This is a genomic window from Phascolarctobacterium sp. ET69, assembly GCF_023336935.1.
GTDB classification, from domain to species: domain Bacteria; phylum Bacillota; class Negativicutes; order Acidaminococcales; family Acidaminococcaceae; genus Fusicatenibacter_A; species Fusicatenibacter_A intestinipullorum.
This window is the reverse complement of the sequence record NZ_JAMBLR010000002.1, coordinates 112,368-132,400: the sequence shown is the minus strand read 5'-3', so window position 1 is coordinate 132,400 and position 20,033 is coordinate 112,368. Positions and strand designations below refer to the sequence as shown.

Below are 20,033 nucleotides of genomic sequence, written 5' to 3'. Positions count from 1 at the left end.
CATAATAAAATATTTTTGGCATAAAAAAGGGCTGCCGCACACATGGAAAGATGTGCGCACAGCAGCCTAAAATAAGGGAAAGCGTTAGTTAAGGCAATGTATAAAAACATCATTGCACAATGCAAATTATACACTGCCAAAAGAAATTTGTCAAGTCTTTCTATAATTTATTAAAATTATTAATTTTTTGTAACATTTTCAGCGCAGCCGCATAACATAAACGCACTAACAGCTAAAATATTCTTTCTTTTACTGCGCTTTTAAAAGCTGCGGTGCCATTAATGTTTCCTTTACATCTTCCCACACAACAAAATTGGCCTTGCTGAAGCCGTTAAAAGTTGTTGCCGATGCCGATGTATAAGCCCCGCAGATAGGCACAAGGATTAAATCGCCCTCTTCCTGGCGCACTGTCATTTTGCCGCGGAACATAATGTCGAGCGAATCACAGCTCGGGCCTGCAAAAGTAGCGGCCACCTGCTCGCCTTCTTTAAAGCTGATAAGTTTAAAGTCCCACTGGTCAAAAAGCACGCCGGAAAAAGTTCCGTAAAGGCCTTCATCAAGGAAATACCACGGCTGCCCGCCGCGCTCCGTTACGCCGATAACGCTGGTAATAAGGTTTACTGCCGTGCCGCAGATAAAACGCCCCGGCTCCGCCCAGATTTCCACTCCCGGAAAATCTTCGTCAAGGCGTGCATTAATCTGATTGAGCATTTCCTGCAAATTAAAGCGTACTTTCGGTTCGGGAATGGGGAATCCCCCACCGATATCCATAATGCGCAGCTGCATGCCTGCCGCCGCTGCTTCTTCAAAAATTTCACGCGCAATATCAAGCGCATACAAATAAGGGTCGGCGCTCGTAGTCTGGCTGCCTACATGAAAGGCAATACCGGCAGCGTCAAGCCCTGCATCCCTTGCTTTCAGCAAAAGTTCCAAAGCCTGCTCACGGGCAGCGCCGAATTTTTTATTCAAATCGACATGAGCCGAACTGTTATCTATCCTGATGCGCAAAAGTACCGTTGCACCCGGGCACTCACGCGCCATTTTATCTATTTCGCCTGCGCTGTCAAAAGTCATCTTGCCAACACCGGCATTACGGCAGGCACGCAGTCCGTTTACCGTTTTCATCGGGTTGGCGTAAATCATCCTGCTGCCGTCAACGCCAAGGGAACTTAATTCCATAATTTCCCCGTCGGAAGCAACGTCAAAGTTAGAACCAAGGTCACGCATCAATTCCAAAATGCGCCTGTGCGGATTGGCTTTAATGGCATAAAAAACTTTAACGCGCGGCAGATGCGTGCGCAAAAGGCGGTAATTTTTTTCAATCTGCTCCAGCGAAAGCACTAGAAGCGGAGTACCATATTCCTGGGCCAGCGCCTCGGTTTCTTCTTTGTTAAGCCTGAAATATTTTTCTTTTTTCATATCCACTCTCCCCTTGCCTGAGCATTAATTAACGTATATGATTGTACCACAATTTTCAGAAAGTACAATAGGAAAATGAAAGAAATTACAAAATTTTAAAGGAGTTGCGCCCAAAACTTTAATAATCGCTGATAGCGGCAATTTTAAGCGGAAAAATCCCTAAATTTTACAGTTTTTTAATCTTTTTTCATTCCACCAAATATTGTGGCACGGCAAAGAGCCTTAAGCAAAATACGGCAAAATAAAACGCTATTTCAGCATACCAAAACTATCTGGACGGTTTTTCTTTACTATTATATTCGCCTTAAAATCAATCTTATCTTAAAAACTGCAATAAAAAAACACCCGCAAATAATGCAGGTGCGCATATTTTCTGGAGCGGGTGACGAGACTCGAACTCGCGACACATAGCTTGGGAAGCTATTGTTCTACCACTGAACTACACCCGCATGTGTAACATTTGTACTTACACATTATAGCATAACTCCCTAAAGCATTGCAATACCTGCGTTTGAGAAATGTAGTCAAAACAAGCAAAATTTTAAATTGTAATCTTTTGATTGAAAACGTGTTTGTACAAAGTACAAAAATTTTGTATTTTATGTGAATTTAGATGATTTTATTTCAAATAAGCACCTAATAAGCACCTGACAAGCACCGCGGTATCTGAAAATCCATTAATTACCATGAAAAAAATTGCACCTGATGACAGCTTTCAAAAGTAATAATTATAATTTTAATTTTAATTAAACTTGCACAATCTACAGCAAAATTTTTAATATGTTATAGGTTGTGTAAGTTTATTTATTAAATAACGCACCTAAGTAGAATTTGAGTTCAAGATTTCCATATAAATATAACTAACTTTTTTATTAGAATGATTGTTAGAAATAGAAGAAATTTATAAAGTGTCTATTGTTCTATAAACCACTTGCCGTCTTCATCAAAAATCTTATACTCACGTCCTTTAATCCGGCAGATGTAACGTATGCCTATGCCGCCGCACTTGGTTGCGGCGGCTTTTCTTATATCCAGCACACGGTCAATATCAAAGCAGCGCCCATCATCCCAAATTATGGTTTTAGGTAAGGCAAGCCCGTCCTTACGGTGTTCAACAATTATATCCAGTTCTATTCGTGGCATCTTCAGCACCTCTTATCTAAAATATGATACCGGGTGTATGGTATGGTCTTCTTTGGGGTTAAAGCCAGTCAGATTCCGGTCTAACAGGCTTGACGCACGCAGTATGGAATCATGCCCAAAGCGTTTGCGCAGGCCATCTATTGTACGGGCTAAATTTTCAGCAGCTAAATTTTTGCTCTCATCTTCAAATAGGGAAAGTTCAACCAACGTATCTGCCGTTACTAAATTAATGCCCCTAAGCGCAACGGCTCTCACTGGATAAAACCAGCGGTAGTTTGCTCTGAAAAGCTGCATGGCTGCTGCTATAATATCGCTGCTTAAAAAAGTAGGCCGGCTTATTTTTTGCTGCCGGGTCATGTAATACAGGTTCTTGTCCCTTATCTGTATTTCAACGCCGGTGCATTTTAAATTATAATCCCTTAGTCTTGCCGCTACCGATTCAGCAAGTACTGTAAAAACAAGCTGCACATCTTCATCAGCAGTTAAATCCCTTGGGCAGGTAATTCCATTACCAACAGATTTTACAGCGGCTTCCTGCCCAAGTAAACGTACAGGAGCAGTATCTAAACCGTTTGCAAAAAGCCAAAGTACCTCGCCCCATTTGCCGAGTTTACGGCATAAAACATCTTTAGGGCAATTGGCAATGCCGCCAATGGTTGTAATGCCGATACTTGTTAACTTACGGCTTGTTGCTTTGCCTACATACAATAAGTCTGAAGCTGGAAGTGGCCATACCAAAGACTTAAAATTATCCGGCATAATATCTGTAATAGCGTCAGGTTTCTTATAGTCTGAGCCTAATTTAGCAAAAATCTTATTGAAAGAAACACCGATACTTACGGTAATACCGAGTTCATCTTTTACACGCTTACGTATTAGTTCTGCTATATCATGCGCACTACCAAAAATAGATAACGAGCCTGTAACATCCGCCCAATTTTCATCCAAACCGAACGCTTCAATCTGGTCTGTATAATCATATAGTATGCCTCTGGCAAGACGGGAGAATTTAAGATATTTGGCAAAATCAGGCGGTACGGTAACAAGCTTTGGCGCTTTCTGCTTGGCTTCCCAGATTGCTTCGCCGGTTTTAACGCCCAAGTGTTTGGCTATCATATTTTTAGCAAGTATAATGCCGTGCCTGTTAAGCGGGTCTCCTGCAACGGCAACGGGCAGATGCCGGATTTCAGGACGGTACAGGCACTCGACCGAAGCATAAAAGTTATTCATATCAACATGAAGAATAGAGCGCATAATAAAACCTCAATATAATAACGAACAAAAAGAGAGTTTTTAAAGCATTACAACAAACAAGTGTTTTAATAAAGTATAGCACTATTTCATTGGCATGACAAGAATGAAAGTTATTGCTTAAAGAAAAAGCCACATCAAAATTGATGTGGCAATAATGTTTAAATTTATATCATATCTTTGTAAGTTACCAGTTTAACTTTGTCATTTTCATTTGCAAGTTGCTGGCAGGCGGCAGTAAAGCCGGATTTGGAGAAAATGCAATAATAACACTCATTAAACCACGGCAGCAGTTTGCGCCTTTCCAATAATGTTTCCAGTACATCTTTATCAGTTTTTTCATTGCGCCACTTACATTCGCATAAGATTGCTTTATCATTACTTGCGGCAACAATATCAATTTCTTCTTCGCGTTTCATTTTGGGGTTATTGCCCCACCAACGTCCGAGGTTTTGAAATTGTACAGGCAGTTTGGTATAATTTTCCAGCAAATAGTCTGCGCAGATGTTTTCAAAAACTTTACCCATATATTCCTTGATGTGTGGCTGAATATTTGTCCATGCTGCTTCCGGCATGTTACGCTGAACAAGAATGTTATTTTCGGGTATGAATTTATACCAAAAACGGAACATACCATCCTTGATGCCGTAAATGCTTTTGCGGCTTTTGCCTGCTGTACCTGCCGGAACTTCTTTTTCTATAATGCCAAGCTCAATAAGCTTGTCTACATAGCTTGTGGCGGCAGCATTTTCAATACCTACTTTAGATGCTATTTCGGAAATTCTGGAACTGCCTGTTGCAACAGCCCTGATGATAGCATTATACATGGCCGGTTCCCTTAGTTCCTGGTTTAAAAGGTTAAACGGTTCTTCATACATATAGCCGCTGGGTGTAAGGAAGGTATTAATGATATTGTCTTTCAGACTGAGAGTGTCAGTTATAAAAGACATATACAACGGTATACCGCCAGTTATGCCATAAATAACAGCTAAATCTTCATTATTGAAGTTTTTATAATAAGCAGCGGCTTCATAAAAGGTAAATGGCCTGATATGAAACTGAGCTGTCCTCCGTCCGTATAACGGGCTTTGGTAACCGAGGACCTGCTTTTCCATAAATGACATGGAAGAACCGCAAAGTATGATAAACAAATTGGCGTTATTTTTGAATTTGGTATCTATCAGTTCCTGTAAAAGTGATGATATAGGGCGGTAAGAGCGTGCAAGATAAGGGTATTCGTCAATTACAAGAACGATTTTTCTGTTTTGGGCGAGTGCGTCTATATCAATTAACGCACTGCGGAAATCCTTATATACCGGAGCATTATCGGTATTAGCGTTATTTAAGGCAGCAATGCTTCTGCTGAAATTTTCAAGATTATCCTTAGAAGTGCTTTCAATACCGGTAAAATAAACGGCGTCCTTATCTTTGATAAACTCATTAATAAGAGTGGTTTTGCCGACACGTCTGCGGCCATAGATGATAACACATTGGAATTTATCCTGTTTATATAGTGTATTTAATTGTTGTAATTCGGTTTTACGTCCTATGAACATAAAATCACCTCATTTAGTAAATCGTAATTAAGTAAATTATAATATACTAAATTTAATAAGGCAAGCAATAAGTAAAGGCAGCACATTGAAATGCTGCCTTTGTTTATTTTAAAAATGCTTTTGAACGTACATATTCTATTACTGATTCTTTGGGAATCTTCCAGCGGCCTTTTAAACGGAAGCATTTAAGTTCACCATTGCGTAATAAATCATAGGCAGCGTTTTTGCCAATTCCCAAGGCTTCCATAAGATCTTCTACCGTTAACATATCACCATATTCGTTAAACATGATTTTAATACCCCTTTCTAGTTTAATAAATATTTAATTATAGCTATGTTTAATGCAGTATAAGTAATTATAAAAGATGAGTTTTAACAGTAGTAGAGCTTAGTTGATACAAGGTGATTTGTAATTACTGGCAGCTGATCTTGCATAAGCATTTATATCGTCAATATGTAAAAGTATTACTTTACCATTTTTAGCATAAGGAAGATTGCCACGGTTAATCAGTTTATATATTTTGCTAGTACTGCAATTTAACATAGAAGCCGCTTCTGCCACTGTACATAATATTTTCTGCATATTATAACATCTCCTTTCATTTAGATTACAGAGATGTTAATACCGAATAAAATCGAATGGTATTTTTGGTATTTAACCGTTATTAAAAAATAAAAGAACATAACATATTAGTAAAGCAAATGCTTATAGGTATTATATATATTCTATTAATAATACTATAGGAGCAGAGAGCAAGAGGCTTAATCAGAGAGAGTTTGTAGCAATGAGTGTCTGCGTGAATGTCAGTGTCAATAAAAAGTGGAGAGGAATTTAATACTAGATATATAAAAAGACGGCAAATACGAATTGGAGGTTTTACAAAATGACGAATAAATGTAACGAATTAGGGTTGCGGCAAATTTATATCAAATTAAATACCGAAGAATCTAAATTCCAAAAGAAGTATAAACCAAGAAATGAAAAAAATAATGTGCCTAAAAGAACGAAGAAAATGACTATTAGATATTCTGAAGATGAATACAGAAAGTTACAATCCAGAAGTAAAGAAGCAGGGTTAAAACCAACAGCTTTTATTAGGAAATCTTCACTGGAAGATAAAATTAACAAGACAGATCCTGCAATGATAACCAGGATTGTAGAAATGGATGAAAAAATCAATCATATGAAATTGAATGGAAATGATATGGCTCAGACTCTGAGAACAGAATTTAATGATTTAAAAGATAAATTTTTTGATAAATTAGGAGGTTGTTTATAATGGCAACGATAACTCTTTATAATGGAACTAATATGACTTTAACAGGGATGATAGATTATATTGCAAGTAACAAAGAACATAACAACCTTGTTTTAGATTATTACGCAAAAGGTGCAGACCCGTTTAGAGCAGCAAGAGATATGCTTAACGTCAAAAAATATTATGATAAAACCGGTGGTAATGAATACATACAAATGGTTTTATCGTTAGAAGAAGCAGAAGTAGATGATGAAGAAGATATTCAGCGTTTTAATATGGTGGTAAGAAACGTTGCAGACATGTTGTTCGATAGATATAAATGTCAAATTGCATATGCCGTGCATGGTAATACAGATAACCTACATGCCCACTATGTTCTTAATTCTGTTAAGTATGTAGACGGATATAAATTACAGATTGGTCCTGATGAATTATGTCAGTTAAAAGATTTGGTCAGTGGGATACTTACACTGTATGGATTTAAGATAATTCGGCGTTTTAAAGAGCATAATGTTAGCCCAAATTATCAATTAGATTTGTAAAAAGTGTTAAATTGAAAAAATCAATTATATATTATAACTATGAATAACTTGCAAGCTTTGTGTCCGTTACAGAAGTCCTTGCAAATAAACATAGGGAACATAGAAATGAGCCACTGGCAGAAATGTCAGCGGCTTCTTTATTTTGTACTATAACTTCATAAAACTGCTTAAAAATGCGTTGTCTTGCCTATCAGGCAAGTAGTTGCCTAGCAAGCAGCACAAAGTGCTTTATAAAGTAGGATAATAAAGAAAGGAGGATTTGACCATGTTTGCTATGCGTTATAAACAAATAGGCGCTAAAATCGTTTATTACAGAATGCTTAAAAGCATGACACAGGAACAGCTGGCAGAAAAAGCAGGTATATCTGCGTCTTATTTGTCTAAAATCGAGCATGGCAAATATGCAAAGAACCTGCCTTTTACAACGCTTTTGCTTATCGCTCAGGCATTAGATGTAGATGTGTGCGAAATAATAAAAGAATAAATTGATATTTGCAAACTAAAAACCAAGGACGACACAATCTGTCGTCCTTGATTGCTATAATCGTGATAAAAGGAAAGGAGGCACATTATGGACAAAGTAAGCAGAATTTTAAGGCTGTTCCATAGCCTTATACAGGGACAAAAACTAAATAAAGCTGACTTTGCCAAAAGCAACAATATCAGCGAAAGGTCAGTAGACAGGGACCTTGAGGATATACGTTACTATCTGTCGGAAATCCATTCCAATGCTGAAGTGCTTTTTAATAAAAGCGAAAACGCCTATTACCTTTCCGGTTGGAGCAATTACAAATTCAGTAGTATCGAAGTAATAACGATACTTAAAGTTTTAATCGGTTCAAAGGTTCTGCGCAAAGATGAAATGCAGGGCATAATGCGTTCTGTACGTATGATGCTTGACCCAACGGCGCGCAGGGAAGCCGTAAATTCTGTTTATGCCGAAGTTGATAATTATATTTCACCTGTACACGGCAAAGCGATATTAAAAATGCTTGAAGATTTAAACCGCGTAATTTCCAAGCGTTTAAAAATTGACCTGCACTACATCAAAGGCAATGGTGAGCAGGTAACTAAACGGGTATTGCCGCTGATTTTTATTTTTTCTGATTTTTACTTTTACCTAATCGCTTTTATAGATGGCTCCGGTTATAAATACCCCGCGTTTTTTAGAATTGACCGAATTGAAAGCTTTAATGTTACTGGCGAGCAGTACAGCGAAGATTTGTATAACACCTATAATGCCAGTAAAATGCGCAACTGCCTGCAATTTATGTATGCCGGGGAACTGTTGAATGTAAAAGTACGGTGTAAAAAGCAGGCGGAAGAAGCCTTTAAAGACCGTTTGCCGAACCATTGGCTGATAAAAGATGAAGGCGAATATAAAGTATACGGAGCACGAGTGTTCGGCGAAGGTTTTGTAAAATGGGCGTTGTCGCAGGGCTGCAATATGGAGATTTTAGAACCGCGCCAGTTTCGTGAACGGGTTAAAAGCGAGATAAAGAAAATATATGATTTATATAAGTAAATTTCAAAGGAGTAGTTTATTATGTTAAACGTAATTAATCAAATGATGAAAACTATCAATGCTATTGATAATGGTGAAGACCCTAAAATAGCAAATGCGGCATTTGACGAAAATTTAAAAGAATTTCGCAATAATGTTGATGCAGGAATTCTTGCAGGAAAGATGTTTTTGGAAATATGTCTCGTCCAACAAAGGCTCCACAACTACCCTTTGTCCTGTCTTGCAATGTATGTTTTGGCAAAGCCATATACTAAAGATTATATTGTCGCAAAATATCCAGAAGTAGCTAAAGTTATTTCTGATATGAGAGATGCTTCTCATAAGGTTTTATCTTCAGCTAAAAGTGTTTCCCTTGCATCAAATGCAAGGAAAGCATTTAATTTGCAGCTTCAGAATGCTGTAAACAATTTCTATAAGGGAGAAATAAGAGTAATGGTTGAAGATGCAAAAAGAGGATTTGAAAATCAAGCTGCTGATAGATTTAAAAATTCAGATAAAAACAATGTTAAAGAAAAAATGCTAATCAATATAGTAGGAGCGGCTTCTGCTTGGCTAACGTCTAATAAAGAAAACCATTTTGTAGTAATACCTTTTTGTTTGCCGCCTACTGATTTAAAAAGAGCTAAGCAATATTTAGAAAATGAGTTTATTAAAACAATATACAGTATATGCCTATTTTTGCCTGATTTTACCATAGATTTATTCAATAAAGAGGAAATATCTGCTATAGAATTGGATAAAGAAATAAAGCAAATAAATTCGGATAAGTATTATACTTGCTTTATCAACTTATGTGGAGACTATATGGCTGTAGATATTGAAAGTTATAAGGTTAAAGATTCTTTAATATTTTGGGGATTGGTAATGGCTGCTGTTGATGAAAGATTTTACGAAAATGAAATGAATATGATTTCAGACATGGCATACCAGTTTAACTTTACCGAAGATATGATAAATGACTGGATTAAAGCGGTTAAATATCTGCTGGACGGTAATATGTTCAGCGGCGATATGCCTGTTGAGTTTAAAACTGCTGAAGCAAATAAATTTTTTAAGCACAAATAAAATTAAAAGATTGGGAGTTGATAATAATGGCAAGAAAAATCAGATTTGGGCTTAATATGCCGGAAAAACAAAACATCAGGACGATGGAAGAATTAAAACAGTATTTTGATTTGAAAGCAGTGCTGGAATACTACTTTAACAATAAGCTGACCGAATGGCTTAACGATAGAGGGTATGCAAGCATTGCAGAGCAGCTTAACGCTTTAGACCGCGACAAAGACGATTTTGAAGAAAATGTATGCAAAATTTTTGGAGCGCAGTATAAAGCAGAATCTGCCGGTGCAGTAACCGCTGAAGATGTAGAAGCGTTGGTGGACAGGAAAGAAGAAATTCGTAAATACACAGATGATGTAAATATTTTAGAAAATGCTGGCAATGTAGCGTTTAATCAGGCAGAATTAAACGCTTTGGTTAAGGATGACAGCAGCAAAACGGTATACCTGCTGGGCAAAGAATTTACGTTAACCGCCAAATACAAAAACAAAACCTATGTCGGTTTAAATAACTCTACGGTTAAGTTTGCTGAGGTGCCGGAAGTTACGTTGGAAGAACTGGGCATAAAACTGACTGGTGTTAAAATTTTAGGCGATACCATTAAAGTTGCCAAAGAAGCGGTAAAACCTAAAGCTAAAAAAAGAAGAATCAGCAGTGGTTATAAAGTATCTGCCGCCTTTGACTTTCTTTTAAACGATGAGCAGCGCGCCCAAAGCGAAAAGTTGTTTAACTGCATAGAAGAAGGGCTTGGCAGTTATGAATTTAACCCGGATATAAAAAGCGATAAGCTGCTGAATGTGATAGAAAACAGCGATTTAAAAGGTTATTTTAAAAACTATTTAGACCGTATGGCGTAGGAGGTATTTGTTATGGAAAATGTAAGTGAAGTAAAATTAGCGAAATTTGAAACAATGTTAAAGGAAACCTGCTATTGGTTTTATGCTAAAAAACCAAATATGAGCATTGAAAATACAATTCTTGGGAACGGATATGCTGCTATGCCTTTTTGTTTGCCAATTCTTGATGATAGCAAATTAGATAATTATTTAAATAATCCTTACATAAAACAAGTTTATGATGTGTGTTTTTTGTCAAATTCAGAAATTAGAGGACCTCAAGTTAACAAATTAGGGCAAACAATGATGAATTTAAGAAAAAGTCAATTTTGCGCTTGCCAAATATTTTATGAAGCAAATAGTGGAATTTTGGGGCTCATGCAAGCATTACTTGCAGATAAGCCTCGTGTAAGTGAAGAAAAAGTAGATTTTGACAGCTATAAAATAAGAGGCGGAATGATTTTTTGGGCACTACTTATAGCAACAATTGATGAATCATTCTACAATAACGAAATAAACATGATTTCTGACTTGGCATATATGCTTGGTTTTACAGAAGATATGATGTCAGATTGGGTTGCTGCCGTGAAGTATTTACTTGACGGTAATAGGTTCAGTGAAACCATGCCGCTTGAATTTAAGACACCTGAAGCAAATAAGTTTTTTAAACATAAATAATGGAACATTTTAATTATGTCAAACGCTAATAAAACAAATTTGAATTATTAGGAGCTGATACTATGCTTACAATGCGTGAAAAGTTTAAACGCTATATAGATGCAGGGTTTCCAATTATCTATCTGAACTCTGCCGAAGCTGAAAAATGCGATGCTTTAATACAGGAAACTGCTGATAACCGTGGCATTATCGAATGGAGCGCCGCTGACGGCTTTTGGGATATGAAAGATAATGTCCGTGAACCGGAACAGAGCATACTGCAAACCTTAAACCATATCAATGTTGATGAAGAAGCCTTTGAAGAAAAAATCATCGTTTTAAAAGATATTCACCCCTACCTTGAAGACCCGCAGGTAATAGCCTTATTAAAAAAATTTGCTTTGGAATCTTTAAACGGGCTTGGCTGTAATGTGGTAATTGTTTCTCCGGTATGCGTAATACCAAAAGAAATTGAAAGCTACGTTACCATTTTGGAACTTGACCCTGTAAGCGAAGCGGAAATACGCCAAATTATTTTAAGCTTTATTGATGAACAGGGTATTACCAAGCCTACCAATGAATTTTTAAACGAACTGGTCAACAGCTTTAAAGGGCTTTCAGATACCGAAATTCAAAATATTTTAGCTCTTGCCATTACCGGCAACGGCGAATTGTATAAGAGTGACCTGGAACTTGTTTTTGAGCAGAAACAGCAGGTAATTAAAAAATCCGGTATTTTGGAAATGGTGCAGGTAACTGAAAGCGTTGACGATATTGGCGGGCTGGAGAACCTTAAAGAGTGGCTGGAGCGCAAAGCAAAAATATTTAAAAATATCGGTGCGGCACAGCAGTTTGGTGTAGACGCACCTAAAGGCGTGTTGATTGCCGGTATGCCGGGCTGCGGTAAATCTCTTAATGCCAAAGCAGCTGCCAAGCTTTTTGAAGTGCCGCTTCTGCGTATGGACATGGGCCGTTTGCTTGGCAAATATGTAGGCGAATCGGAAGCCAATATGCGCAAAGCGCTTGCCCTTGCTGACAGCATTGCTCCCTGCGTTTTATGGATTGACGAAATGGAAAAAGCTTTTGCTGGTATCGGCGGCAGCGGCGGAGCGGCAGAAGTTACTACCCGCCTTTTCGGCACATTTTTGACCTGGCTGCAAGAGAAAAAGAGCCTTGCCTTTGTTGTGGCAACGGCTAACGATATTACCAAAATGCCGCCAGAACTTTTGCGTAAAGGGCGTTTTGATGAAATTTTTTATGTGGATTTGCCGAATATCGAAGAACGCAAAAAAATATTTGAAATTCATATCGGCAAGCGACGCCCTGCTGATTTAAAAAACATTAATATCGATGCTTTAGCTAAAGAGACCAACGGGTACAGCGGCGCTGATATTGAAGGTGTAGTAAAAGACGCAGTTGAGGACGCTTTTGCCAACGGCAAGGATAAGCTGGAACTTGACGATATTAAAAGAGCTATCAAAAATACACATTCTCTTACGGAGATTATGAAAAAATCCATTGACGAGATGAAGAAAAAATATACGGAATGCAAGTTTAAAAATGCGTCCTGCTAAAAGGAGGGATAGAAATGCAAATGGCTTCTAAAGAATTGGAAGTAAAAGATGATGTTAAAGTTGCCGAAGAATGTAAGGCGCTGATGGCAACGGAAGAAGAACTGGCGGAAAATGATACTAAAGTACTTCTGCCGCTGATGGAAAAATTTAGCCGGTCTTATGACCAAAAGGCAGAAAGTTTAAGCGACATTGACTGGCTAAAAGGTACGTTAAAAGAAGAACTTCCGGAAAAATCTGATGAAGAAATACAAAAAGACGCAGAGGAAATTGTAAACGGCATTAAAGAGCAGGATAAATGCTATGCTTCTATCAATGAGTTTTGTGATAACGGCGGTACAAAGGAAAAATGGGTAGCCAAGAAAATTTCCGAAGCATGTACCGGCATGGAAGTAGCGCAGTTCGGTGAATACCTTTCCAATATAGACGAAGTATTGGCACAAAATAACCGTGAAATGGTAATGGCTATTTTAAATAAAAGCGGTGCAGTAAGCCAGAATCCTAATTTGCATGGGTTTATTGCCGAACAATACCATGCGAATGCTTTTAACAGAAACGCCGTACTGCAAGGCAGCTCGTTAAGGGCGGAGGTTTTACGTCCGGAAGGTCAGGCTTATGCCAAAAATTCCGTAGATTTATTGATAAAAGACATGAGCCAAAACGGCAAAGTTGTAGAGCGCATACAGGTAAAATTTGGCAAAGACGCAGACGCTACGGTAAGGCTGCTTGGCAAAGGCGATTACAGAAGCCAGCGCGCACTTGTGCCGGAAGGCCAGCGTGACGCTGTTGCAGAGAAAATGCCGTCTAAAACAGTAATAGATAAAATCGGCGGGGACGATAAAACAGGTGATGTAGCTTCTGACCCGTTGAGCAAAAAAGAAGCTTTAAAAATGGAAGAACGGGCACAGGAAAAAGGCAGGCTTCCGAAAAAAGACACTTGGAACAGCTATAATACCAAGGAACTTGCTTATAACATTGGCAGGCAGGCTGTTTATGCAGGCGCCGGTGCTGCTGTTTTAACTGCCGGTATTGATACTGCCGCTAAATTGATACAAGGCAAAGAAATTGAACCGGCTGAAACAATGAAACTTGCCGTTTGCACAGGTGTTGATACTGGCGCAAAAGTTAGTGCGGCAGCAGCTATTAAAGTCGGTGTTGAGAAGGGCGCGTTAAAAATGCTGCCGAAAACTATTGGCAATACCGGTATAGTAGCAGTTGGCTGTGCTGCGATAGAAAATGCTAAGGTTTTATGGAAAGTAGCCAATGGTGAAATGACTGCCACCCAAGGTGCGGATGCTATGGGCAGGGTAACGTGCAGTTCCTTTGGCAGCACTTTTGGTGCTTTTAAAGGCGGTGCGGCAGGTGCTGCCGTTGCAGCTTTTGCAACAGTAACTAATCCCATTGGGCTTGCTGCTGCCGGTATTGCCGGCATGATTGCCGGAGGAATGGCTGGCAGTGTAGTTGGCGAAAAAGTTTATGAAGGAGTTAAAGCTGTTGGCAAAGCTGCTAAAACATTAGCTAAAAAAGCAATAGGCAGTGTTGTAGAAGATGCTTGTTATCGCCTTAAAGAAGGTGGAAAGGCCGTAGATTGTTTGCTTGATGGCGATATTGGAGGTGCCCTGAAACATGGCTGGAATGCTATAAAGCCAAGAGTTCCTGATATATTAAAATTTTGGTAATTTATTAATTTTGTGTTCTGGTTCTAGTTCAGGTAATAGTAAACTATTTTTATTATAGTTTTATGAGTATTAAGGTAGGAATAAGAACTTAAAAATATATAAAATAAGTTTTTCACTCTATTGGAACAGAAACTGGAACAGCTTCTGTTATAATTCAATTTTTCAATTATATATTATAACTATGAATAACTTGCAAGCTCTGTGTCCGCCACAGAAGCCCTTGCAAAGGAATATAGGGAACGTAGAAAGAAGCCGCAGGCAGAAATGTCAGCGGCTTCTTTATTTTGCCTTGTAATTTCATAAAACTGCTTAAAAATGCGTTGTCTTGCCTATCAGGCAAGTAGTTGCCTAGCAAGCAGCACAAAGTGCTTTATAAAGTAGGATAATAAAGAAAGGAGGATTTGACCATGTTTGCTATGCGTTATAAACAAATAGGCGCTAAAATCGTTTATTACAGAATGCTTAAAAGCATGACACAGGAACAGCTGGCAGAAAAAGCAGGTATATCTGCGTCTTATTTGTCTAAAATCGAGCATGGCAAATATGCAAAGAACCTGCCTTTTACAACGCTTTTGCTTATCGCTCAGGCATTAGATGTAGATGTGTGCGAAATAATAAAAGAATGATTTAAATTAAGAGGAGGCGTTATTATGGAAAAAGAAAAAACTGTTTTGGAAGCAATGGAATCTGACATCATGAATGCTAATATACCGGATGTCGAAAAAAATAAGTTGATGAAAAATTTCTTGAAATTAAAAGAACAAAAAATCAACTTAATGATTACAGGCGCAACTGGCTGTGGTAAAAGTTCTACTATCAACGCATTATTTAACGCAGAAAAGGCAAAGGTCGGCGTTGGCGTAGACCCAGAAACAATGGACATACAAAAGTATGAATTAGAAAATCTAATTCTTTGGGATAGTCCGGGGCTTGGTGATGGAAAAGAAGCGGATAACCGTCATGCTAAAAATATTATAAAAAAACTTAATGAGCGTGACGAAAATGGTAATCTGCTTATAGATTTAGTATTAGTTATTTTGGATGGCAGTTCAAGAGATTTAGGTACGTCTTATGAATTGATTAATAGTGTAATTATTCCTAATCTTGGAGAAGATAAAGAAAATAGGATTCTTGTTGCTATAAATCAGGCAGATGTAGCAATGAAGGGTCATTATTGGAATCATCAAGAAAATAAACCGGAACCACGCTTAGTAGAGTTTCTTGAAGAAAAAGTTACCTCTGTAAAACGGAGAATCAAGGAAGGAACGGGTGTAGATGTAGACCCTATTTATTATTGTGCCGGATTTAAAGAAGAAGGCAAGGAACAAAACAAGCCGTATAATTTGTCAAAACTTTTATATTATATTATTAAATTTACGCCCAAACAAAAAAGGTTGGCGTACATTGAAAACATCAATCAAAACCAAGAAATGTGGAAAGATAATGATGATTTGAAAAATTATAGTGAAGAAATATCTAAATCTATGTGGGAAACAGTTAAAGACTGTGCTGCCGAAGGTGCCGATATTGGTGGAGCAATAGGTTCTGTTTTTGGTGAAAGCGGTAGAAGAATAGGAAAAGTAGTTGGCGGTGTAATTGGTGGTGTAGTTGGATTTGTTAAAGGGCTATTTAGCTAAAAATAATTTTAGTTATAAAGGGAGTAATATGGTGTGATAGATTTTAGCTCATATAGAACTAATGATATTGAAAATAACCTGAGTAAAATGAATATACGTCCATTGGATGTAATGGTTACAGGTGTAACTGGAGCTGGAAAATCTACAACGTTAAATGCTTTTTTTCAAAAAAATGTTGCTAAAGTAGGCGATGGTGTTGACCCGGAAACAATGGAACTGGATTCCTATTCATTAAATGATGCGTTCAGACTTTGGGATACCCCTGGTTTAGGCGATGGCATAGCAAAAGACCAGGTTCATAAAAAGAAGCTGGTTGACCTTCTGTATAAAGTTTATGTAACTAATCCTGACCAACAAAGATATGGTTGGATTGATATGGTATTAGTTATTATTGAAGGTGGAAATAGAGATATGGGAACTACTTATACTTTATTGAATGAGGTCATTGTTCCAAATATTCAACGCGACAGAATATTAGTTGCCATTAACCAGGCAGATTTTGCAATGAAAGGTTATCATTGGAATCATTCTTTCAATGCGCCTGACGCTGAATTATATGCTTTTTTAGAAAATCAAGCATTGTCTATACAAAGGAGGGTACGAGAAGCTACTGGTGTAAATATATTAAAACCTGTTTATTATTCAGCACAGTATAGTTGGAATATCGATAAATTATTTGATTTTATTATTGATAATATGCCTACTTGTAGACGAAGTTTATTTTTTAAATAATAGTATATTTTTGTTCCGGTTCCAGTTCCGGTAATAATAAAACTATTTTTATTATAGTTTTATGGGTATTACAGTAGTAATAAAGACTAAAAAATGTATAAAATAAGTTTTTGCTTTATTGGAACTGGAGTCGGAACAGCTTCTGTTATACTTCAAATTTTCAATGATATATTATAACTATGAATAAACTTGCAAGCTCTGTGTCCGCCACAGAAGCCCTTGCGAAGGAACATAGGGAACATAGAAATGAGCCGCTGATAGCAATGTCAGCGGCTTTTCTATATTCAAAAATCCTAACGGCAGCCTTGCTTTGGACTGCCGTTATTTTTATATATAAGTAAATCTAATAAATAAAACTTAGGAGGAACTAACTATGAAACAGGGAATCAAAACTATTCAAAATCTTTATGGGGAACTGGAACGTCAAAGGGCTGCACGCAAGGATTTAATTGCCGATACCCGCAGTATTACCGTTAATTCGGTAAATGGGTTAAGTATGCTCACCGTTGCAACAGATAGCGATAAGCTAAGCTACCGTATTTCCGAAATCGCCCACAGGCAGATTGCCGACCGCTTGGGTATTCCATACAAGTATTATGAGCGTATGCGCCAGGAAAATCCTGCGCTGCTCGACAGCAATATCAACAGCTGGCTTAATACCACGCCGGAGAAACGTATGCTCCGCACTTTGGACGGTAAGCTGCGTGCCTTTTTAAGCGACCGTTACCGCAGGCTGGATAATCTGGAACTGGTAGACCATGTGCTGCCCGTTATTGCAGCTATGAAAGGCTGTGAGATTGCAAGCTGTGATGTAACGGAAACACATCTCTACTTAAAGGTCATCAACAAAACCATGAAAACAGAAATCGTGCCCGGCGATATTGTTCAAGCAGGTTTTGTAGTGTCCAACAGTGAAATCGGTTTAGGAGCGTTAAAGGTAGAGCCGTTGGTATACCGTTTGGTTTGCAAAAACGGTTTAATCAGCAAAGACCTTGCCCATAAAAAATACCACACCGGCAGGCAGGTTGAAGATACCGATAACGCTTACGAGCTTTACAGTGACGCCACGCTTGCCCAGGACGATAAAGCCTATTTTATGAAAGTGCAGGACATTGTAAGTGCTGCCGTTGATGAAACAAAGTTCATGCTTACCGTCAATAAGCTGCGCATGGCAAAGAACCTTAAAACAGGTGATGACCCGGTACAGACGGTAGAAGTACTCGGCGACAGGTATGTATTAAACAAAAATGAGAGGGCATCTATTCTGCGCCACTTCATCATGGCCGGTGAATTTACCCAGTACGGTTTGGTTAACGCCGTTACAAGAAGTTCGCAGGACGTAGCGGATTATAACCGAGCAACGGAACTGGAACGCATTGGCGGAACATTATTGGACGAGAGCGTGGAATCAGCTAAAAACAGAAAAATTATTATGTTGCCGCACCCTGCCCAAAGTGCCTAATAGAGATATAGTTATAATGTCCAATGTCCGCGTGTCCAACGGAAAAAAGGTGTGTAAAGGCGCAAAACAGGCTTTTGCACACCCTTTTCTTACTGGACATCAGGACATTGGACATCTTTTAGGAGGAATGAAAATTGGCAAATTACTGTTCCAACAGCATAGTTTTTTACAGTAAACGAAAAAAGCCGCTAGAAGAAATACGGCAGCTTGTAAGTAAATGCCTTGGCGACCGGAAGCTTAATTCCATTAAGCAGTTTCTAAAATTTTGCGGCTTACCTAAAGTCGCTAATGGCGAATACTGCGATGGCAGGGATTATTTTGCAAACTGTGATGCTAATGTCGAGAAAGATACGGCAGGCTATTATCTGCGTGTAGATACTGAGAGTGCATGGAATCCAAATATGACGGTACTGGAATATATGTTGAAAGAAAAATATAACGGAACTGTTAAAATGGTGTACCAAAGTGAAGAACCGGGTTGCGAAATTTATATCAATACGGATAAGCTTGGCATTTATTTTACCGATCGTTATGTAGTTGATTACAGCTATCAAGGCAACGGCGATACCTATTACTTTACCTGGTGGAAAGAAGCAGTAGAATTTTTAAACACTACTTTTCCGAAATCTCATCTCGGTTACGAGGAAGATTTAGAGAAAGCAAGTAAAAAAATTATAAAAACATACAACTTCTCAGATAAAGCCGGAGATTATTTTAATTTTAACAAGTTTGAAAGCGGAGAACGCATTGCAATAAAAATTAAAGATGATAAGGAGGATTAGCAGCATGACAGCAACAGCATTCATCTGTCCGCACGGTGATAAAGTAAAAATAACGGATTGTTTAAAATCCTGCGTAAAAAAGCAGCGTTGTATGTTTCTGCCGACGCTGAGGGCAATAGCACAGTCTTTGGAAAGGAACATTAAAGAGCCTACGGTGACGGAGCTTCTCTGCGGCATAAGGGAAACATATTTAAAGAAAACAACTGATTATGCCGTTGACCCCATGCAGCAGCTTTACGCTCTGCACGGCAGTGCAGTCCATACCATTAATGAAGGTTTTACAGAAGGTAATATTTTAAGCGAGGAACGCCTTGCTGATGAAGTGACAAGCGGCAAATTTGACCTGTACGGCCAGATTATAGACCTCAGCGATAAAACACTTGGCGATTATAAAATAACAAGTTCCTATAAACTTATGCGTGCTTTGGGCTACTACAAAGTAGACGTGCCTACAGGCGAAGTATACAAGACAGGCTTAAGAAAAGGTCAGCCCAAGACGAGGAAAGAATGGCGTACTGACGGCGTGCGCCATATCTTAGACTGGGCAATACAGGTTAACTATTACCGCATACTTTTAGAGCAGCGCGGCTTTAAGGTTGAAAGCATGAAAATACAGGCATTTTGCCGCGATTTCAGTCTGCGTATTGCAGAAGAAAGAAATATCAGGAGGCAGGTATATATCATCAATATTAACAAAATATCTGACCGTTGGATTAAGCTTTATATGGAAACCAAAGCAAAACGCTTAAAAGAAGCTCTCGAAAAAGGCTATCTGCCGCAGCTTTGCACTCCTAAAGAACGCTGGAATGACAGGAAGTGCAGAGACTACTGCGCAGTTGCCGGTAACTGCCCTTACGGCAGACTGGTAAAAGCGGGTATGAAGCAGGCAGCGTGAAAGCTGCCTGCTATTTTTATGCCTAAAA

The 20,033-nt window shown here is 38.4% G+C and carries 21 protein-coding genes and 1 tRNA gene; 15 read left to right on the top strand and 7 right to left on the bottom strand.

Annotation, left to right across the window (positions count from 1 at the left end):
- Window positions 1-249: 249 nt before the first annotated feature.
- From M3079_RS03430 to M3079_RS03400, 7 genes are all read right to left on the bottom strand, one after another.
- The gene (locus tag M3079_RS03430) at window positions 250-1,419 is read right to left on the bottom strand and encodes a type III PLP-dependent enzyme (RefSeq protein WP_021716217.1); all 1,170 of its coding nucleotides are present in this window, start codon (window positions 1,417-1,419) and stop codon (window positions 250-252) included.
- A 374-nt stretch (window positions 1,420-1,793) separates the two neighbouring features.
- Window positions 1,794-1,868 (bottom strand) — tRNA-Gly (locus M3079_RS03425).
- A gap of 463 nt (window positions 1,869-2,331) precedes the next feature.
- The gene (locus M3079_RS03420; RefSeq protein WP_249077243.1) at window positions 2,332-2,562 is read right to left on the bottom strand and encodes a hypothetical protein; all 231 of its coding nucleotides are present in this window, start codon (window positions 2,560-2,562) and stop codon (window positions 2,332-2,334) included.
- Between the two features lie 12 nt (window positions 2,563-2,574).
- A complete protein-coding gene (locus M3079_RS03415) occupies window positions 2,575-3,816 on the bottom strand; it encodes a DNA polymerase IV (protein WP_249077241.1) in 1,242 nt (413 codons plus the stop codon).
- 164 nt (window positions 3,817-3,980) lie between these two features.
- Window positions 3,981-5,369, bottom strand: coding sequence for an ATP-binding protein (locus M3079_RS03410; RefSeq protein WP_249077239.1), 1,389 nt, complete (start codon window positions 5,367-5,369; stop codon window positions 3,981-3,983).
- A gap of 103 nt (window positions 5,370-5,472) precedes the next feature.
- Window positions 5,473-5,658 (bottom strand): helix-turn-helix domain-containing protein, encoded by a 186-nt coding sequence (locus tag M3079_RS03405; RefSeq protein WP_021715219.1) that lies wholly within the window; start codon window positions 5,656-5,658, stop codon window positions 5,473-5,475.
- 99 nt (window positions 5,659-5,757) lie between these two features.
- Window positions 5,758-5,952: a helix-turn-helix domain-containing protein gene (locus tag M3079_RS03400; protein ID WP_021715220.1), complete on the bottom strand. Its 195-nt coding sequence runs from the start codon at window positions 5,950-5,952 to the stop codon at window positions 5,758-5,760.
- A 301-nt stretch (window positions 5,953-6,253) separates the two neighbouring features.
- Here M3079_RS03400 and M3079_RS03395 point away from each other — a divergent pair, with 301 nt between their 5' ends.
- From M3079_RS03395 to M3079_RS03325, 15 genes are all read left to right on the top strand, one after another.
- Window positions 6,254-6,649: a hypothetical protein gene (locus M3079_RS03395; protein ID WP_249077237.1), complete on the top strand. Its 396-nt coding sequence runs from the start codon at window positions 6,254-6,256 to the stop codon at window positions 6,647-6,649.
- Window positions 6,649-7,170 carry a relaxase/mobilization nuclease domain-containing protein gene (locus tag M3079_RS03390; protein ID WP_249077236.1) on the top strand — a complete coding sequence of 174 codons (522 nt, stop codon included), beginning with the start codon at window positions 6,649-6,651 and terminating at the stop codon, window positions 7,168-7,170. Before M3079_RS03395 ends, M3079_RS03390 begins: the two co-directional genes overlap by 1 nt.
- Window positions 7,171-7,435: 265 nt before the next feature.
- Complete coding sequence (locus tag M3079_RS03385; protein ID WP_021715225.1) at window positions 7,436-7,654, top strand: helix-turn-helix transcriptional regulator; 219 nt, start codon at window positions 7,436-7,438, stop codon at window positions 7,652-7,654.
- 87 nt (window positions 7,655-7,741) lie between these two features.
- Window positions 7,742-8,695 carry a WYL domain-containing protein gene (locus M3079_RS03380; protein WP_249077235.1) on the top strand — a complete coding sequence of 318 codons (954 nt, stop codon included), beginning with the start codon at window positions 7,742-7,744 and terminating at the stop codon, window positions 8,693-8,695.
- A gap of 21 nt (window positions 8,696-8,716) precedes the next feature.
- On the top strand, window positions 8,717-9,760 hold the full coding sequence (locus M3079_RS03375; protein ID WP_249077234.1) for a hypothetical protein: 1,044 nt from the start codon (window positions 8,717-8,719) through the stop codon (window positions 9,758-9,760).
- Window positions 9,761-9,786: 26 nt separating this feature from the next.
- Window positions 9,787-10,611 carry a hypothetical protein gene (locus tag M3079_RS03370; protein WP_249077233.1) on the top strand — a complete coding sequence of 275 codons (825 nt, stop codon included), beginning with the start codon at window positions 9,787-9,789 and terminating at the stop codon, window positions 10,609-10,611.
- Window positions 10,612-10,623: 12 nt separating this feature from the next.
- Complete coding sequence (locus M3079_RS03365) at window positions 10,624-11,268, top strand: hypothetical protein (RefSeq protein ID WP_249077232.1); 645 nt, start codon at window positions 10,624-10,626, stop codon at window positions 11,266-11,268.
- 62 nt (window positions 11,269-11,330) lie between these two features.
- Window positions 11,331-12,821, top strand: coding sequence for an AAA family ATPase (locus M3079_RS03360; RefSeq protein ID WP_249077231.1), 1,491 nt, complete (start codon window positions 11,331-11,333; stop codon window positions 12,819-12,821).
- Between the two features lie 14 nt (window positions 12,822-12,835).
- Window positions 12,836-14,497, top strand: coding sequence for a hypothetical protein (locus tag M3079_RS03355; RefSeq protein ID WP_249077230.1), 1,662 nt, complete (start codon window positions 12,836-12,838; stop codon window positions 14,495-14,497).
- Window positions 14,498-14,904: 407 nt separating this feature from the next.
- The gene (locus M3079_RS03350; RefSeq protein WP_021715225.1) at window positions 14,905-15,123 is read left to right on the top strand and encodes a helix-turn-helix transcriptional regulator; all 219 of its coding nucleotides are present in this window, start codon (window positions 14,905-14,907) and stop codon (window positions 15,121-15,123) included.
- A 24-nt stretch (window positions 15,124-15,147) separates the two neighbouring features.
- Window positions 15,148-16,134, top strand: a complete 987-nt coding sequence (locus M3079_RS03345; RefSeq protein ID WP_249077229.1) for a GTPase — start codon at window positions 15,148-15,150, stop codon at window positions 16,132-16,134.
- An 87-nt stretch (window positions 16,135-16,221) separates the two neighbouring features.
- Window positions 16,222-16,866 (top strand): GTPase, encoded by a 645-nt coding sequence (locus M3079_RS03340; RefSeq protein WP_349293335.1) that lies wholly within the window; start codon window positions 16,222-16,224, stop codon window positions 16,864-16,866.
- Window positions 16,867-17,239: 373 nt separating this feature from the next.
- Window positions 17,240-18,328, top strand: coding sequence for a DUF932 domain-containing protein (locus M3079_RS03335; protein WP_249077226.1), 1,089 nt, complete (start codon window positions 17,240-17,242; stop codon window positions 18,326-18,328).
- 134 nt (window positions 18,329-18,462) lie between these two features.
- Window positions 18,463-19,110: a hypothetical protein gene (locus tag M3079_RS03330; protein WP_249077225.1), complete on the top strand. Its 648-nt coding sequence runs from the start codon at window positions 18,463-18,465 to the stop codon at window positions 19,108-19,110.
- Window positions 19,111-19,114: 4 nt separating this feature from the next.
- On the top strand, window positions 19,115-20,005 hold the full coding sequence (locus M3079_RS03325) for a hypothetical protein (protein ID WP_249077224.1): 891 nt from the start codon (window positions 19,115-19,117) through the stop codon (window positions 20,003-20,005).
- Window positions 20,006-20,033: the final 28 nt, after the last annotated feature.